The sequence below is a fragment of the Pseudomonas sp. ASL9 genome, assembly GCF_056680335.1.
This window is the reverse complement of record NZ_CM155277.1, coordinates 4,771,658-4,785,877: the sequence shown is the minus strand read 5'-3', so window position 1 is coordinate 4,785,877 and position 14,220 is coordinate 4,771,658. Positions and strand designations below refer to the sequence as shown.

Genomic DNA, 14,220 nt, shown 5'->3' with positions numbered 1-14,220 from the left:
TTGATCTGCTTTCGCGGTATACCTGACACGCCACCTTCGCTGTCAATTGCGCAGTGTGAACGCATGCGGCAACAGCTGAGCGATGGAGTAACTCGCTTCCTCGCCGACAATAAAAATCTGCGCATCAGGTGCCAGTTCCTGAATCCACTGCCGACAGGCGCCGCAGGGCACTCTTTCATTGAGCGGTGAGTCGTGTGCAGCGCTCACACAGGCAATCGCTATAGCCGCAATGTTTAGTTCCCCAGCCATTCGTGCATTGGCCAGCGCCACGCGTTCCGCGCAAATGCCCAACCCATAACTGGCGTTTTCGATGTTGGCGCCGCGATAGATCGTTCCCGATGATCCCAGTACCGCAGCGCCCACGTGAAACTTCGAGTACGGCGCATAGGCTTGATCGGCGGCTGAGACGGCTTCATCCGACAGGCGCGTTCGACACTCGGCGGCGCTAGGCGTCTTTAGCGGTTTCTTCGTCATTCGAGATGATCCTTCCGATTGAGGGTGCTGTTTCAGCCAATACATCGTCAGATTCTCCACGTTTATAATGCCTATCAGGCAACCGCTCTGAAACCGTCTGCCAGGTTTCGGCTGCAGAATGAGCATAGCCAACGTTCAAGTTGACGCCGCTACACGCCCGGATGCTGACGTCGGAACTGCCCCGGCGGCAGGCCGTTCGCTTTGCGAAACCGCCGGGAGAAATAGGCTTCGTCGGCAAAGCCGCACACCTGGGCAATGTGGCTGATGGGTTTGGTGCTGTTGATCAAGTGAGTACGCGCCAGGCGCATGCGTCGATCCAGGACCAGTTCCGAAAACGTGCTGCCGGTTTCCTTGCGCAGGAGGTGCGTCAGGTAGTTGGGCGACAGAAAAGCCGCAGCTGCGGCGTCCTTGAGAGTCATGGAGGCGTCGGCAATGTGTTCGCGAATGTAGGTGGACACCCGCCCCAGCGCGTCACGTCGGCCACGTTTTTCCGCCTTGCTGGCTGACAACGCCAACAGCTGCGATTCGTACACAGTGCACACGTTACCGATCAACTGCAGCAGACACCCCTTGAGCATCAAGCCGGTGCCTAACTGACGGGACCGATCAAGCTCGCGCATCTTTTGCAGCAGCACTTCAACCTCAGCGAAATCTGCATCTTCAAGGATGAAGTCCAGGTGCTCCTGAAAGCGGAACGGTGCCAGCTCGGGCGCTTGGGCGAGGGGTATGTCTTCCAGGTCCATCGGGTCGCAGGGCATGTGGTGCAGGAGGAATTCCTGGGAGAAATTGATCAGCACGAAATTGCCATTCTCCGGATGCGGGATGACATGCAGACGATGGGGCAGGATGAACGCCAGGGTATTGCGCGGGAAGGGTCGAATAGCACCGCCAATGTGCTGCACGGTATCGCCGCCCAGATTGATCTGGATCTGGAAATATTCATGTCGATGAGGCGTCGTCAGCGCCGGTCGAGCTGACTTGTCGCGGATATAAAAGTCCGCCCGGTCGCTGCGTTGCTGCATACCGTAGGTGGGCACACGGGACATTGTTGGCATGGCTGACTCACCCTGACTTCACGTTGAGCTGACCGCCACAGGGTATTTCAGCGTGGCGGTCAGGCCCAGCGAATTGTTGTCGTGACGAGTCGCCTGGCGGGCTGCCTCAGCGAGCGCTGACGGTGAAGGTAAACTCGCTGATCCCCTCGATGCCGCCGTTGACCACATCACCCACCTGCAGCGCGCCGACACCGGCCGGCGTGCCGGTAAAAATCAGGTCGCCCGCTTTGAGTGTTACCGATTGCGAGATATAGCTGATCACGTCTTTGACCGACCATATCTGATCGCTGAGATCGCCGCGCTGGCGCTCGACACCATTGACCTTGAGCCAGATCGCACCTTTTTCCGGATGGCCCGCAGTGCTGACCGGCACCAAAGGGCTGCTTGGCCCGGAGCCGTCGAAGCCTTTGGCCCAATCCCATGGCCGGCCCATTTTTTTGGCCTGGGCCTGAATATCACGACGCGTCAGGTCGGCGCCCGCCGCATAGCCCCATACATGGCTCAAGGCGTCTTCAGGTGCAATGTCGACACCGTCCTTGCCAATCGCTACCACCAGTTCGATCTCATGGTGCAGATCCTCGGTCAGCGGCGGGTAGGCAATATCGCCTTCGGCCGGGATCACGGCATCGGCCGGTTTCATAAAGAAAAACGGCGGCTCGCGGTCAGGGTCATGGCCCATCTCCCGAGCATGCTCCGAGTAGTTTCTGCCCACGCAAAACACCCGGCGAATGGGGAACCGGCTCGATGTGCCCTGGACGGCCAAGGATGGGGCTGTAACGGGTGCAATCACGTAATCGCTCATGGTTCTCTCCTGACAGATAGCGGCGCCATAGCAGCCATGACGCCAGTGTGCGCAGGGCCCTCGGCGACAGGTTGGACAGAACGAAGAAGCTTTTGGACGAAACAACGCAGGTGGTCGATACGCCTTGCACCGCGACTTCCCGTTAATCCGCCATTCCCGGGCTCCCTGCGCCCAGCGGATCTCTCTACAATCGAGACTTATGATTTGAAGTGAGTGCACATGGACATCGACCTGGCTCGAACCTTTGTAGAGATCGCGCGTTACGGCAGTCTTGTGGCTGCCGCCGAACGACTGCATGTCACGCAGACGGCCATCACCGCCCGCGTGCAGAAGCTTGAGAGTCATCTCAACTGCACGCTGTTCATCCGCAACCGGGCCGGGGCCAAATTGACGGCTGATGGCGAAGCGTTCGTGGTGTATGCCAATCAACTGGTGCAGACCTGGGAAGCGGCGCGTCGGGACCTTCCTCTGCCTGAGGGCTACCGCAATGTGCTGCACATCGGTGGTGAAGTCAGTTTGTGCAACCCGCTGATGCTGAGCTGGGTGCAACAGCTACGCGAGAAAATCCCGACCCACGCCTTGCGCGCAGAGATAGGGGACGGCAAGCAGCTGTTGCAACAACTTGAACTGGGTGTCTTGGATGCCGCACTGGTCTATCAGCCAACCTACTGGCCGGGTCTGCAAGTCGAGCAATTGCTTGAAGAGAAACTGATTCAGGTGCGCCTGACATCCAACCCGGAGCCCTACGTGTATGTCGACTGGGGTGACGACTTCCGCAAGCAACATGATGCGGCGCTTCCAGACCAGGCCAAAGCGGCGATCAGCTTCAATCTGGGGCCGCTGGCGCTGCACTACATTCTTGAAAATGGGGGTGCCGGCTATTTCCGTACCCGGGTGGTCCAGAGTTATCTGGACAGTGGCGTGTTAGAGCGCGTGCCGAGGGCGCCAGAGTTCACGTACCCCACCTATCTGGTTTACTCGCGTGATCGCGATTCGCCGACGTTGCAGTCGGCGTTCGAGCTGTTACGAGACATCGTCAAGGCGGACAGTGACTGGTCGCAACGCTGGGACCCGATCATCTAGTCATGGTCAGCCAAGGTGCATGATCAAATCCCGATGAAGCGCTGCAATCAGGTCGGTCTGGGTCACGATGCCGATCAACTCCCCCCTCTCCATGACCGGCAGGCAATGCAGCCCCAACCCTGATAACAACGGAATCAGTTCGACGACATGCGCATCGCCCTGCACGCAGGTGACGGGGCGGCTCATCACCTGCCCCAGCATTACTCTGCGGCTCAGGCCCAATCGGCCCAGCACACCGAATCGTTTGGTATTGAGTGGATGCCCAAGCAAATCAATCAAACTGACGATGCCAACAAGGTGCCTATCCTCATCCAGAACCGGCAGCGTCTTGATGTGATGCGAGGTCAACATTTTCAACGCCTGCGCGACCGAAGTGTCCGGGGTGGCACACTGTAAATCCCGCGACATGATCTGAGCCGCCGTGATATCGCCCATGCTGCGCCGCAACGCATGTTTTTCAGTGGCACGCACGATCTCTTCGAGTTCTTCACGTGTCACATCGACAAACTCGCCAATATCGGCCAACGCCAGGTCCAGGTCCGCCGAGGTGATGCCGACGCGCTCCTCTGGGGCCGGATCGTGAGTGAGGTGCACTGCCGTAACGACGTGCAGTTTGGGATAACGTACCCCAGTGATGTTGTTGTAGAGCAACGCCGCGATGAGCAAGCAAATCGCATTGAGCATGACCGGGTAGAACACGTGAAGGCCCATCCCGGAGAGTTCGGTATCCGCCAACACCAGGCACAGGGCCAAGGCCGCCCCGGGGGGGTGCAAGCAACGCAACACACACATCGCGCCCAACGACAGGCCAACAGCCAAGGCGGCGCTTTCCAGCGAATAGCCGACATAATGGGTGACAATCAACGCCACCGCCGTTGAGGTCAGATAGCCGCCAATGACCGGCCAGGGTTGCGCCAGCGCCCCCGAAGAAACGGCAAACACGATAACGGCCGACGCTGCCACCGGCCCCATCAAATGCAATTCGACTGAACTGCCAAAGACTGCGCGACAGATCAGCGTGCTGACCAGCAGCCCGAGAAAGCTTCCGACACTCGCTCTCAACCATTCTTTGGGGCGCGTGTTTAATGTCGCCGGTGTAAAACGAGCAAGCCAACCCATAAAGCGATAACGCGGCATAATCAAAACCAGAATTAAAAAGGCGCACCCAAGCAACTGGGTGAGCCTCGTATCAGGGCGACGATACTAAAAAAATTTCATCCCTGGACAGGGAAACGGTCCACATCTCTTGTCGTCAATCAAGCCACGGCCACAATCGGTGACTGGACGTTGCGCTCACCTGCCCGCACAGTGCGCCAGGTGTTGTACGCCATCAGAAGCATCCCGCCAGCGAAGACCGAACCGCCTATAAGCCGCACGACATAGCCTGGGTGACTGGCTTGTAGCGTTTCGACGAAGGAGTAAGTCAATGTCCCGTCATCGTTGATCGCACGCCACATCAAACCCTGAGTGATGCCATTGACCCACATCGATGCGATGTACAAAACGGTACCGATGGTCGCCAGCCAGAAGTGCACGTTGATCAGCCCTACGCTGTGCATTTGCTCGCGGCCATACAGTTTGGGGATCATGTGGTACAGCGTCCCGATGCTGATCATGGCAACCCAACCGAGGGCGCCAGCATGTACGTGGCCAATGGTCCAGTCGGTGTAATGGGAAAGCGCATTGACCGTTTTGATCGCCATCATCGGCCCTTCGAAGGTCGACATGCCGTAGAACGCCAGGGACACGACAAGGAATCGCAAAATCGGGTCGGTACGCAACTTATGCCACGCCCCCGACAAGGTCATCATGCCGTTGATCATGCCGCCCCAGCTTGGCGCCAGCAGAATCATCGACATCGCCATGCCCAGTGACTGAGCCCAGTCTGGCAGTGCGGTGTAGTGCAAATGGTGCGGACCCGCCCATATGTATAGGGTGATGATCGACCAGAAGTGCACGATGGATAACCGATAGGAGTAAATCGGCCGCTCGGCCTGTTTCGGCACAAAGTAATACATCATGCCCAAAAAACCGACAGACAAAATAAAGCCAACAACGCTGTGGCCATACCACCATTGGACCATTGCATCGGTCGCGCCGGAATAGACCGAATAGGACTTCAGCAAACTGACCGGAACCGAAAGGTGGTTGATCACATGCACCATGCCCGTCACCACGATGAAGGCACCGTAAAACCAGTTACCGACATAAATATGCTTCACGTTGCGGCGGGCGATAGTGCCGAAAAACAAATAGGCATACACCACCCAAACGACGGCCACCGCTATCGCAATGGGCCATTCCATTTCGGCGTATTCCTTGGACGTGGTATAGCCCAAGGGGTAAGTGATCAGCAGGGCAACGATAATGGCTTGCCAGCCCCAGAATACGAAGTTTGCCAACCTGTCGGATATCAACCGAACCCGACTGGTGCGCTGAACCACATAGAATGACGTTGCAAATAATGCACCGCCGCCAAATGCAAAAATCACCAGATTAGTATGGACAGGCCGCAGGCGGCCAAACGTGGTCCATGGCATATTCAAGTTCAGCTCAGGCCAGACTAACTGTGCCGCCAGAAACACGCCCATCCCCATACCAAGGATCCCCCAGAACAGGGTCATTAACGTGAAGCGGCGAACGATGTCGTAATTATAGGAAGCGTTGATATCGGGAGCATTTACACGGGCCATAATTATTCCATTACAAGCACACTGAGTGACTCACACTGATCGCCGAAAAAAAGACACAGGTGTGCCTTGAATCCAAGCGTCAGAACTCAATGAAGCAAGCACTCGAGACAGCAGGGATGGAGACAGTAAGCAGTGAGCGCCAGCAGTGTGCCGATCAACGGCAGGTTGGGCAATGTCAAATTAATGATGTTTGACTTCACTTTTATTGAGGTTACTTGCGTTACGCCTGTTGCTTACTTGAGGTGTGAGCCTACATAACACACAGGAGAACTTTGCGGCCCCTGCTTATCCAGTTCGTCTTCAAGCCACTCCCTAAGCACGACTGCATTGTTATGCTCGGTGTCTTTCGCCGAATAGATGAGTGTCAGCGTGCCTTGCCGGGCAGGTTCGAGCAATCGCCACCAATGTTCCGGATGAGCCGTCAGTTCTTGGCGATACCCCGTACAAAAATCCGTGAAGTTCATCGCGCCACTTTTGAACGCCTTTCTCAATGGGGTGGTCGGGCCCGTGTCAGGCAACCACTCGTTGAGGACCAAGTGGTCTTTGCGCATGTTTCTTGGCCAAAGGCGGTCGACCAATACACGATAGCCATCTGCGGGGGACACCGGGTCATAAGCGCGCTTGCATTGAATCATGGCCTTCTCCTTTTACCGACGGGCTGAGTATAGTTGGCACCTGACCAAGCCCTACCGACGCCTGGCCTTCAAATCGGGCCCTGTCTTCAAAGGAATAGACCCGTGACGCCACACCCTTTAACACTGAACCTGGTCCAGCATCATCCTGCCGAAGGACCCGGCGAAATCGCCCGTTGGGCTGACGAGCGAGGCTTAGTCCTGCAGATCTTCCGTGCCGACCTTGGCCAACGGCCACCGGAGGGTAATGCGCCCGTGATACTGCTGGGTGGGCCCTATGAATCCAACGCTGGCCCTTCGTGGCTGCAAGCAGAACGCGAATGGCTGGCCGCGAGCCTGGCACACGATGCTCCGGTGTTCGCCATCTGCCTCGGCGCCCAGCTGTTGGCCTTGGGCCTCGACGCAACCGTGCGACGCATGCCATCGGCGGAAACCGGCTGGACAAAGGTGCAGTTCGATGACGGCCAGACACTCGACGTATTGGAATGGCATGAGGACTCATTCGATCTGCCACCCGGCGCAAAGAGCCATGCAGCCAGCGAGGTCTGTAAACAGCAAATGTTTTCAGTGGGGCCACGGCGTATTGGTTTGCAGTTTCACCCGGAATGGAACCAGGAATCCGTCACCACGCTCAACCAGTATTTCGGTGACGAGTCACCCTTACCGCGCAGCAGTGATAACGATCCGGTTCAGGCTTACACCAACGTCGCCCACTGGCTCAGGACGGCGCTGGATGTTTGGTGGGCCGCTGCTTGCGAAGACCGATCACAACGCTAAAGCCCGATTCAGTTGCGCACCGGCGTTAGCACCGGTTGCCCGGCAAAATACGCCAGCAGGTTGTCCGCCACCAACTGAACCGTGCCCTGCGACGCTTCGGGCGAGAGCCCAGCGACATGCGGGGTGAGCACTACGTTGCTCAATGCCTTGAGCGCATCCGGTACGTGCGGTTCATCATCAAAGACATCCAGTGCGGCGCCAGCGATACGGTTGTGTTCAAGCGCATCGATAAGGTCCGCCGTCGAGATGACGCTGGCACGCGCGATGTTGACGATAAAACCGCGGGGCCCCAAGGCCTCCAGCACCTGTTTGTCGACCAACTGCCGAGTCCCTGCCCCACCGGGTGTCGCGACGATAAAGAAGTCCGAGGCGCTCGCCAGTTCGCCCGGGCTTGCGCAATAAGCGTAAGGCACGTCAGAGCGTGGCTGGCGGTTGTGATAACTCACGGACATATCAAAACCCAGGGCGGCACGTTTGGCGATCGCCATGCCCACTGCGCCCAGCCCAAGAATACCGAGGCGCTTGCCGGCCAGCGAAGGACGCATGACTTTACGCCATTCGCCACGCCGCACCGATGCATCGGCACGCGGGATATCACGCACCAGCGACAGCAACAGCGCCAAGGCGTGATCGGCGACCGAGGGCGCATTGACCCCTGCCCCATTTGTCACCGTAATATTCCGAGCCTTGGCGGCCTCAAGGTCGACATGCTCATAGCCGGCACCGATCACGCAGATGATTTCCAGATGCGGCAGCGCGGCGATTTCATCCGCATAAAAACCTAAAGGACCGCGGGTCAACACTGCGTTGATCTGCGCACCGTGCGCCTCAATGGCCTTTGCCCGCTCGGCCGGGCTCGGCGCCAGAATCAGGCGAAAACCACTGTTTTCGAGTATCGGCAAATAGTCGTTAATGGTTTCAACCAGTACCAGAACAGTCGTCATACGTTCCTCCACTCCACAGTCCAAGGTCCAAGGTCAGACCACACTCAATCAGTCCGTGAACTATGCCGTCTATCGGGCCCGCAGGTCACGTGGCAAACGGCGTTAGCCAGCGCAAAATGATACAACTGCATGGACGATGTAAACTTCCCGATTCGCAAAACCCGTATGGATCCCGCGATGGCGACTCGTTTGACCTTGATCTGCCATGCCCGGACACTCGCACAAAAGCTCGCACGCTTTCCCCTGGACGAGCCTATCGAACTGAATGGGCAGACGCTGGGGCATTCGCTGGCCGACCGCTTCAAGCCCTCCGTGCATTTACTCAGCGCACCCGAAATCCGCGCCCGGCAAACCGCTCACCTGTTCGGGTCGCAGATGGATATCGTCCCTGAGTTGCGCGATTGCGATTTTGGACACTGGCAAGGCAAGCGCATCAACGATCTGCAGGCGCATGAGCCCGAAGCACTCCAGGCCTGGTCTGCAGACAGCGCCTCGGCCGTGCATGGCGGCGAATCCGTGGCTGACGTTTGCGCACGCGTCGGCGCATGGCTCGACACCCTGCGCACACCGGGACACTTCGTCGCGATCACCCACCCGTTCGTGATCCGCGCTGCCGTCCTGCACGCCCTGCGATGCCCACCGGCCGCGTTTAACTCAATCGACATCGAGCCGTTATCAGCGACTGAGTTGCGGTTCAATGGGCGGTGGCGGTTACGGATGCAGGAAGGATTTTTGTGAGGGCTTGGGCGGGGTGCACAAAGGCACCCGAGACGCCCTTATGCACATGATGTCAGGTCAATAAATCAGGTGATTCGTATTAAATCTGGTTCCGAGGAACGGAGCGAAGGAACTGTTTACCGTCTTCGTCATAAATAAAATAAACACGTTTCTGTGACCACACGTACTTGTCATGCATCGAGTACAGCCCGACATCCACTGTCTCCAGGTTCTTATCAACGTTTATTTCGTAAAGCAGCTCGGCATCAGTGAACGTACGGATACAGCTCGAAAAAAATACGCCAGGCTCGCGCTTCGCTATGTTGAGCTCCAAAAAAGTCTTTACCGTCATCTCCATGCCGAGATAATCCCTCGTTAACAAATTGGCGCCATTTTAACCATTATCGAGTGCCTCGCGGAATACCTGTCGCATTAGCCGTTTCGTCACAGTCGACTTGTTACAGTGCAGCAGCGACAGCTCGATGGCTGGCACTGATCGTTGCTGTTAATGCCAAGACGTGGGAGGTCTCGATTTTTCGGGGCCTGCATGGCGATCAAGAAGGTCGTGAATGATCCCTGCAGAAAAGGAAAATCAAACATGTTGCAAAATATTCCACGCGCGGTCGGGCTCATGACACTGTTAGCGAGCGCACTGGTAATGAGTGAAACCACGCTGGCGGTTGAACAGCCGGGCAAGGCGCTCGCCGCCAAAATCGGTGTGCCCTGGCCCGCCGTCATTGCACACCGGGGCGCCTCGTTTGATGCGCCAGAGGAAACCATTCCCGCTTATACGCTGGCGCGGGAGTTGGGGGCTGATTACTTGGAGATGGATATTCAGCGCACCAAGGACGGGGTTCTGATCGCCCTGCACGACGATACCCTCGGGCGTACGACCAACATCGCGCAGGTGTACCCGGACAGGGTCAAGCAACCTGTGAGCAGCTTCACACTGGCTGAACTCAAACAACTGGATGCGGGCTCCTGGTTCAATACCGCCTTCCCCGCCAGAGCCCGCAGCCGTTACGCCGGCTTGAAAATACTGACCTTGGACGAAGTCATCGATATTGCCGAGGGTGGCGAGAACAAACCGGGGTTGTATATCGAAACCAAGGTTCCCGCCCAGTTTCCCGGCATTGAAGAAGACCTTAAAAACACCCTGGCCAAACGCGGCTGGCTCGATCAACGACCCGAAGCCGCAAAGGGTCGGGTGAATGTCGCGAACATGGCTGGCCGCGTGATCTTGCAGACCTTCGAAAAACCGAGCCTAGAACTGCTGCAAAAAAGCATGCCACAGGTGCCAAAAGTACTGTTGCTATGGTTGGGGGATGGCTATATCCAGGCCAGTTCGGACACCACCTTCAAGACCTCGGGCGCCAAAGACAAAGCCAGTTTTTATGCCCGACAGAACGTGAAGTCCGAAGCGGAGTTTGCTGCGTGGATGGACTGGGCAAAAGCCCACGGCGCCATTGGCACCGGACCTGCCTCGGCGCTCAAAGACGGTGGTGATCAGAGCTACATGGACCTGACCAAGCCGTGGATGAACCAAATGGCCCATGACAAAGGCCTGCTGATTCATCCCTATACCGTCGATGACGAGGCAGACTTCAAAGCGCTCAGCGCCCGGGGCGCCGACGGTTTCTTCACCAACCGCGCCGCACAATTGCTCACCTTCTATGGTCGTCCTTCGTCAGAAAGCCTGGACACCCTTCTTCGTCGAAACGGGTATTGAGAGCGTTTCAGCGGCGCTGAACGTAAAGGTTCGTTACCGCCTCAACGCAAACGCTAACGAACCTTTACGCCACGTTATTTTCCCCTCCCACTTATCTGGATTCAGAACGGTTCAGAACGGGGTTACACGTCCAGCTGAAACGTCATGGTTTTATTCCTGCCAGACCTTTTCGCTGCGTACAACGCGGAGTCCGCTCGTTTTATCAGGGCTTCAATGCTGTTGTATTCACTGGGCACACAGGAATAACAGCCAAAGCTGGCGGTGACGATACCCTCGGGGTTATCGGCATGCGGCATCTGTTTGGCGAGAATCGAGAGCCTGATTTTTTCAGCCAGTGCGTAGGCGCCTTGGGCATCATTGTCCGGCAAAAATATCGCCATCTCTTCACCACCGTAACGAACCGCCAAATCACCCGCACGATTCAAACAACCCCGGATGGCGTCCGCAACTGCGGCGATGCAATGGTCTCCCGCGTAGTGACCGTAGGCATCGTTGAAGCTTTTGAAAAAATCGATATCCAACATGATCAGGCTCAAGGGCGTCCTGTTCCGCCCGCTGCGACGAAACTCGGCATTGAGGACGCTTTCGAAATGACGCCTGTTGGCTAAACCGGTCAGACTGTCCTGCATGGCCAGCCTCTCAAGGGTGTCCTGAGCGACGCGCATCTTCGCTTCCGCCTGCAGGCCGAATCGGATCTGTTGGATAAGTAAAACGCCGAATAAAATGTTGGCCAGCACAGCGATGACAATGACGATGACTGATTTAAGCGCGTTTTGTAGCCACTCATCGAGCAGTGACGCCTCCGAGATGGCTGCCGCAACGACCAAGGGATATTTTTCCAGCTGTCTATAACCATAGAGCCGGGTGATGTTATCCAACATGGACGTCACCATGGCCGTGCCAGAAGTGGACTTTGACAGGTAATCGTTGAACACCTGCCCTTTCGCGACGGACTTTCCAACGAGATCATCCACGAAGGGGCGTCGAGCCAAAATAGTGCCATCTGCCAGCGCCAGGAAAATCGCGCCCTGGCTATCAATGTTGAATTCCTCAAAAAACCGGTCAAAATATTTCATATTAAGCGTGGCCAATACAACACCCGCAAACTGGCCTTGTTTGTCATTCACCCGTCTTGAAATCGGTATTATCCAATCGTTGGTCGTTCGGCTGCGCACCGCTTTGCCTATGTGCGGACCAAGATTTGCGTTCTGCTGGTGATATTGAAAGTATTCGCGATCAGCATTATTGGCGTGTTCCGGCTTGCTTTCAAAAGAGGTAAGGATCCATGCCCCCGTACGGTCATAAAAAAACAAACCCTGTAATTGATGCGTTTCCAGGACATGTTGCACCAGAAGATTATGAAGGCGTTCGATCTGGGCCGGTGCTGAACCATCATGCTGCAGACGCTCAACAAGATCGACCAATATGACATCGGCTTCATCGAACGTATCTTCTGCTTGCTGAGCCAACGATTTGGAAAGATTGGACGTCGCGATTTCGGCTTGTTCCAACTCGTGGTCTTTGGCGTGTTTCAACTGCCATAAATTAAAACCCACGATTGACACACACACCAAAAAAATAGCAGTGATTGCTCGCCATAATACTGGCATTTTTTTGACCGGCTGTGTCGGCACTTCCCTGCCATCGTGGTGATCGGATATCAACAACTTCATCCTGCTTTCAGAGGTCGCAAGCGTACACTACCTTAACCTCAATAGCGCTTGCGGACTTAAAAGTAACTGTCACGCGACCGTCATAGCAGCCGCCGGGTATAACCCATCCTCTTTTTGGGTTGACCCTGTACGCCGGCTCACGCGATTGGATAACCTTCGGTACTTTCTTTGCACTCAATATATTGATCGACTTTATATGCCTGGCAAAGAGGCAGACCATTTCCTCGACGCTCTGGTGTAAGCTCCCGGGCTATCTGGCTAACGCTTCGAGAGGCTTATGCGCTCCACTTTCAGACGCTCCACCCTCCCCACGCTCCGTGGTTTTGCCTTGGCAGCCGATGCCATCACGATGCTGCCCAACGCCGCCGACTACCGTCGCTGTCTGCTGGAGAAGATCGCTGCGGCTACTCATCGGGTCTACGTGGTTGCCCTGTACCTGCAACAGGATGAAGCAGGCCAGGAAATTCTCGACGCCTTGTACGCAGCCAAAGTGGCGCGACCGACATTGGATATCGTGGTCCTGGTGGACTGGTTTCGCGCACAGCGAGGGTTGATTGGCGCAGGCAAGCAGCCCGGTAATTCCGCGTGGTATCAGGCGCAAAACCTGGAGTATGACGTAGAAGTGCCGGTGTATGGCGTGCCCGTGCAGACCCGCGAACTGTTCGGGGTGCTGCACCTCAAGGGCATCGTGATCGACGACTGCGTGATCTACAGTGGCGCCAGCATCAATAATGTTTACCTGCACAAATTCGACAAGTACCGCCTTGATCGCTACCACCTGTTGCAGAACAAAGCGCTGGCCGACTCGATGCAACAACTGCTGCACAACGAGGTGCTCGCGTCGAAGGCGGTTCACCGCCTGGACCTGCCCTCGCCGCCCACTTCTCGCAGTTTGCGGGGTGATATCCGGGCCTTCAGGAACCATCTAAAACACACGTCGTACGACACTACGCACAGCAGCGAAGACGTCGGCGGCCTGCGGGTCATTCCGCTACTGGGTGTGGGCAACAAAAACCCGCTTAGCCGTACTATTTGCGAATTGATCGCGGCCACCCAGACACAACTGACACTGTGCACGCCGTATTTCAATCTGCCGGTGACCGTGACGCGGGAAATCAATCGCGCCCTCAAGCGCGGCGTGACCATCGATATCATCATCGGCGACAAGACGGCCAATGACTTTTTCATCCCGGCCGACGAGCCCTTTAAAATCATTGCCGCACTGCCTTATCTCTACGAAATCAGCTTGCGTCGCTTCGCACAAAAGCATCAGCACGCCATCGCCAACTATCAGTTGAACCTGCACCTGTGGAAAGACGGTGACAACACGTTCCACCTGAAGGGCCTCTGGGCCGACCAGCGTTACACCTTGCTGACGGGCAACAACCTCAATCCGCGAGCCTTCCAGCTGGATCTGGAAAATGCGCTGCTGATCGACGATCCCAAGGCCGAGTGGACCGCACGCCGGGACGTGGAAGTCACTCAACTGATGCGCAATACCCTGCGGGTCGGCAAGTACGACGAACTGGACACGCTCAGTGAATATCCCGTTGCCGTGCGCACGTTTCTGCGTCGGGTCAGCCGCGTTCGCATCGAGCGTTTGTTGTACCGCATCCTTTAATTGCCACGTTTGATGATCGC

General features: G+C 56.5%; 13 protein-coding genes. 5 read left to right on the top strand and 8 right to left on the bottom strand.

Annotation, left to right across the window (positions count from 1 at the left end; translation table 11 throughout):
- Positions 1-42: 42 nt before the first annotated feature.
- From AC1ME2_RS22070 to AC1ME2_RS22060, 3 genes are all read right to left on the bottom strand, one after another.
- A complete protein-coding gene (locus tag AC1ME2_RS22070; protein WP_480436773.1) occupies positions 43-474 on the bottom strand; it encodes a cytidine deaminase in 432 nt (143 codons plus the stop codon).
- Positions 475-623: 149 nt separating this feature from the next.
- The gene (locus AC1ME2_RS22065; RefSeq protein ID WP_480436772.1) at positions 624-1,529 is read right to left on the bottom strand and encodes a helix-turn-helix transcriptional regulator; all 906 of its coding nucleotides are present in this window, start codon (positions 1,527-1,529) and stop codon (positions 624-626) included.
- Positions 1,530-1,635: 106 nt separating this feature from the next.
- Positions 1,636-2,331, bottom strand: a complete 696-nt coding sequence (locus AC1ME2_RS22060; protein ID WP_480436771.1) for a fumarylacetoacetate hydrolase family protein — start codon at positions 2,329-2,331, stop codon at positions 1,636-1,638.
- Between the two features lie 219 nt (positions 2,332-2,550).
- Between AC1ME2_RS22060 and AC1ME2_RS22055 the strand changes: the two genes are divergently transcribed.
- Positions 2,551-3,414, top strand: a complete 864-nt coding sequence (locus AC1ME2_RS22055) for a LysR family transcriptional regulator (protein ID WP_480436769.1) — start codon at positions 2,551-2,553, stop codon at positions 3,412-3,414.
- A 6-nt stretch (positions 3,415-3,420) separates the two neighbouring features.
- On the opposite strand, the gene AC1ME2_RS22050 is transcribed toward AC1ME2_RS22055, so the two are convergent.
- The 3 genes from AC1ME2_RS22050 to AC1ME2_RS22040 form a co-directional block, all read right to left on the bottom strand.
- Positions 3,421-4,551, bottom strand: coding sequence for an HPP family protein (locus AC1ME2_RS22050; protein ID WP_480436767.1), 1,131 nt, complete (start codon positions 4,549-4,551; stop codon positions 3,421-3,423).
- Between the two features lie 119 nt (positions 4,552-4,670).
- Positions 4,671-6,107, bottom strand: a complete 1,437-nt coding sequence (gene ccoN, locus AC1ME2_RS22045) for a cytochrome-c oxidase, cbb3-type subunit I (RefSeq protein ID WP_480436766.1) — start codon at positions 6,105-6,107, stop codon at positions 4,671-4,673.
- Between the two features lie 233 nt (positions 6,108-6,340).
- The gene (locus tag AC1ME2_RS22040; protein WP_480436764.1) at positions 6,341-6,742 is read right to left on the bottom strand and encodes a DUF488 domain-containing protein; all 402 of its coding nucleotides are present in this window, start codon (positions 6,740-6,742) and stop codon (positions 6,341-6,343) included.
- A gap of 102 nt (positions 6,743-6,844) precedes the next feature.
- Between AC1ME2_RS22040 and AC1ME2_RS22035 the strand changes: the two genes are divergently transcribed.
- Positions 6,845-7,516, top strand: coding sequence for a type 1 glutamine amidotransferase (locus tag AC1ME2_RS22035; protein WP_480436763.1), 672 nt, complete (start codon positions 6,845-6,847; stop codon positions 7,514-7,516).
- A gap of 8 nt (positions 7,517-7,524) precedes the next feature.
- On the opposite strand, the gene AC1ME2_RS22030 is transcribed toward AC1ME2_RS22035, so the two are convergent.
- Complete coding sequence (locus AC1ME2_RS22030; RefSeq protein WP_480436762.1) at positions 7,525-8,460, bottom strand: 2-hydroxyacid dehydrogenase; 936 nt, start codon at positions 8,458-8,460, stop codon at positions 7,525-7,527.
- A gap of 129 nt (positions 8,461-8,589) precedes the next feature.
- On the opposite strand from AC1ME2_RS22030, the gene AC1ME2_RS22025 reads away from it, so the two are divergent.
- Both AC1ME2_RS22025 and AC1ME2_RS22020 read left to right on the top strand, forming a co-directional pair.
- The gene (locus tag AC1ME2_RS22025) at positions 8,590-9,198 is read left to right on the top strand and encodes a histidine phosphatase family protein (protein WP_480436761.1); all 609 of its coding nucleotides are present in this window, start codon (positions 8,590-8,592) and stop codon (positions 9,196-9,198) included.
- A 610-nt stretch (positions 9,199-9,808) separates the two neighbouring features.
- A complete protein-coding gene (locus tag AC1ME2_RS22020; protein WP_480442277.1) occupies positions 9,809-10,906 on the top strand; it encodes a glycerophosphodiester phosphodiesterase in 1,098 nt (365 codons plus the stop codon).
- 122 nt (positions 10,907-11,028) lie between these two features.
- Here AC1ME2_RS22020 and AC1ME2_RS22015 read toward each other — a convergent pair whose 3' ends face one another.
- Positions 11,029-12,579: a sensor domain-containing diguanylate cyclase gene (locus tag AC1ME2_RS22015; RefSeq protein WP_480436759.1), complete on the bottom strand. Its 1,551-nt coding sequence runs from the start codon at positions 12,577-12,579 to the stop codon at positions 11,029-11,031.
- Between the two features lie 277 nt (positions 12,580-12,856).
- Between AC1ME2_RS22015 and pssA the strand changes: the two genes are divergently transcribed.
- Positions 12,857-14,200, top strand: a complete 1,344-nt coding sequence (gene pssA / locus AC1ME2_RS22010; protein ID WP_480436758.1) for a CDP-diacylglycerol--serine O-phosphatidyltransferase — start codon at positions 12,857-12,859, stop codon at positions 14,198-14,200.
- Positions 14,201-14,220 lie beyond the last annotated feature (20 nt).

What these genes read in the sequence shown, in the direction of transcription:
- AC1ME2_RS22030 (WP_480436762.1), bottom strand. Translation starts at nt 8,460, where the DNA reads ATGACGACTGTTCTGGTACTGGTTGAAACCATTAACGACTATTTGCCG.
- AC1ME2_RS22070 (WP_480436773.1), bottom strand. Translation starts at nt 474, where the DNA reads ATGACGAAGAAACCGCTAAAGACGCCTAGCGCCGCCGAGTGTCGAACG.
- AC1ME2_RS22050 (WP_480436767.1), bottom strand. Translation starts at nt 4,551, where the DNA reads ATGCCGCGTTATCGCTTTATGGGTTGGCTTGCTCGTTTTACACCGGCG.
- AC1ME2_RS22020 (WP_480442277.1), top strand. Translation starts at nt 9,809, where the DNA reads ATGACACTGTTAGCGAGCGCACTGGTAATGAGTGAAACCACGCTGGCG.
- pssA (WP_480436758.1), top strand. Translation starts at nt 12,857, where the DNA reads ATGCGCTCCACTTTCAGACGCTCCACCCTCCCCACGCTCCGTGGTTTT.
- AC1ME2_RS22060 (WP_480436771.1), bottom strand. Translation starts at nt 2,331, where the DNA reads ATGAGCGATTACGTGATTGCACCCGTTACAGCCCCATCCTTGGCCGTC.
- AC1ME2_RS22040 (WP_480436764.1), bottom strand. Translation starts at nt 6,742, where the DNA reads ATGATTCAATGCAAGCGCGCTTATGACCCGGTGTCCCCCGCAGATGGC.
- AC1ME2_RS22065 (WP_480436772.1), bottom strand. Translation starts at nt 1,529, where the DNA reads ATGCCAACAATGTCCCGTGTGCCCACCTACGGTATGCAGCAACGCAGC.
- AC1ME2_RS22025 (WP_480436761.1), top strand. Translation starts at nt 8,590, where the DNA reads ATGGACGATGTAAACTTCCCGATTCGCAAAACCCGTATGGATCCCGCG.
- AC1ME2_RS22055 (WP_480436769.1), top strand. Translation starts at nt 2,551, where the DNA reads ATGGACATCGACCTGGCTCGAACCTTTGTAGAGATCGCGCGTTACGGC.
- AC1ME2_RS22015 (WP_480436759.1), bottom strand. Translation starts at nt 12,579, where the DNA reads ATGAAGTTGTTGATATCCGATCACCACGATGGCAGGGAAGTGCCGACA.
- ccoN (WP_480436766.1), bottom strand. Translation starts at nt 6,107, where the DNA reads ATGGCCCGTGTAAATGCTCCCGATATCAACGCTTCCTATAATTACGAC.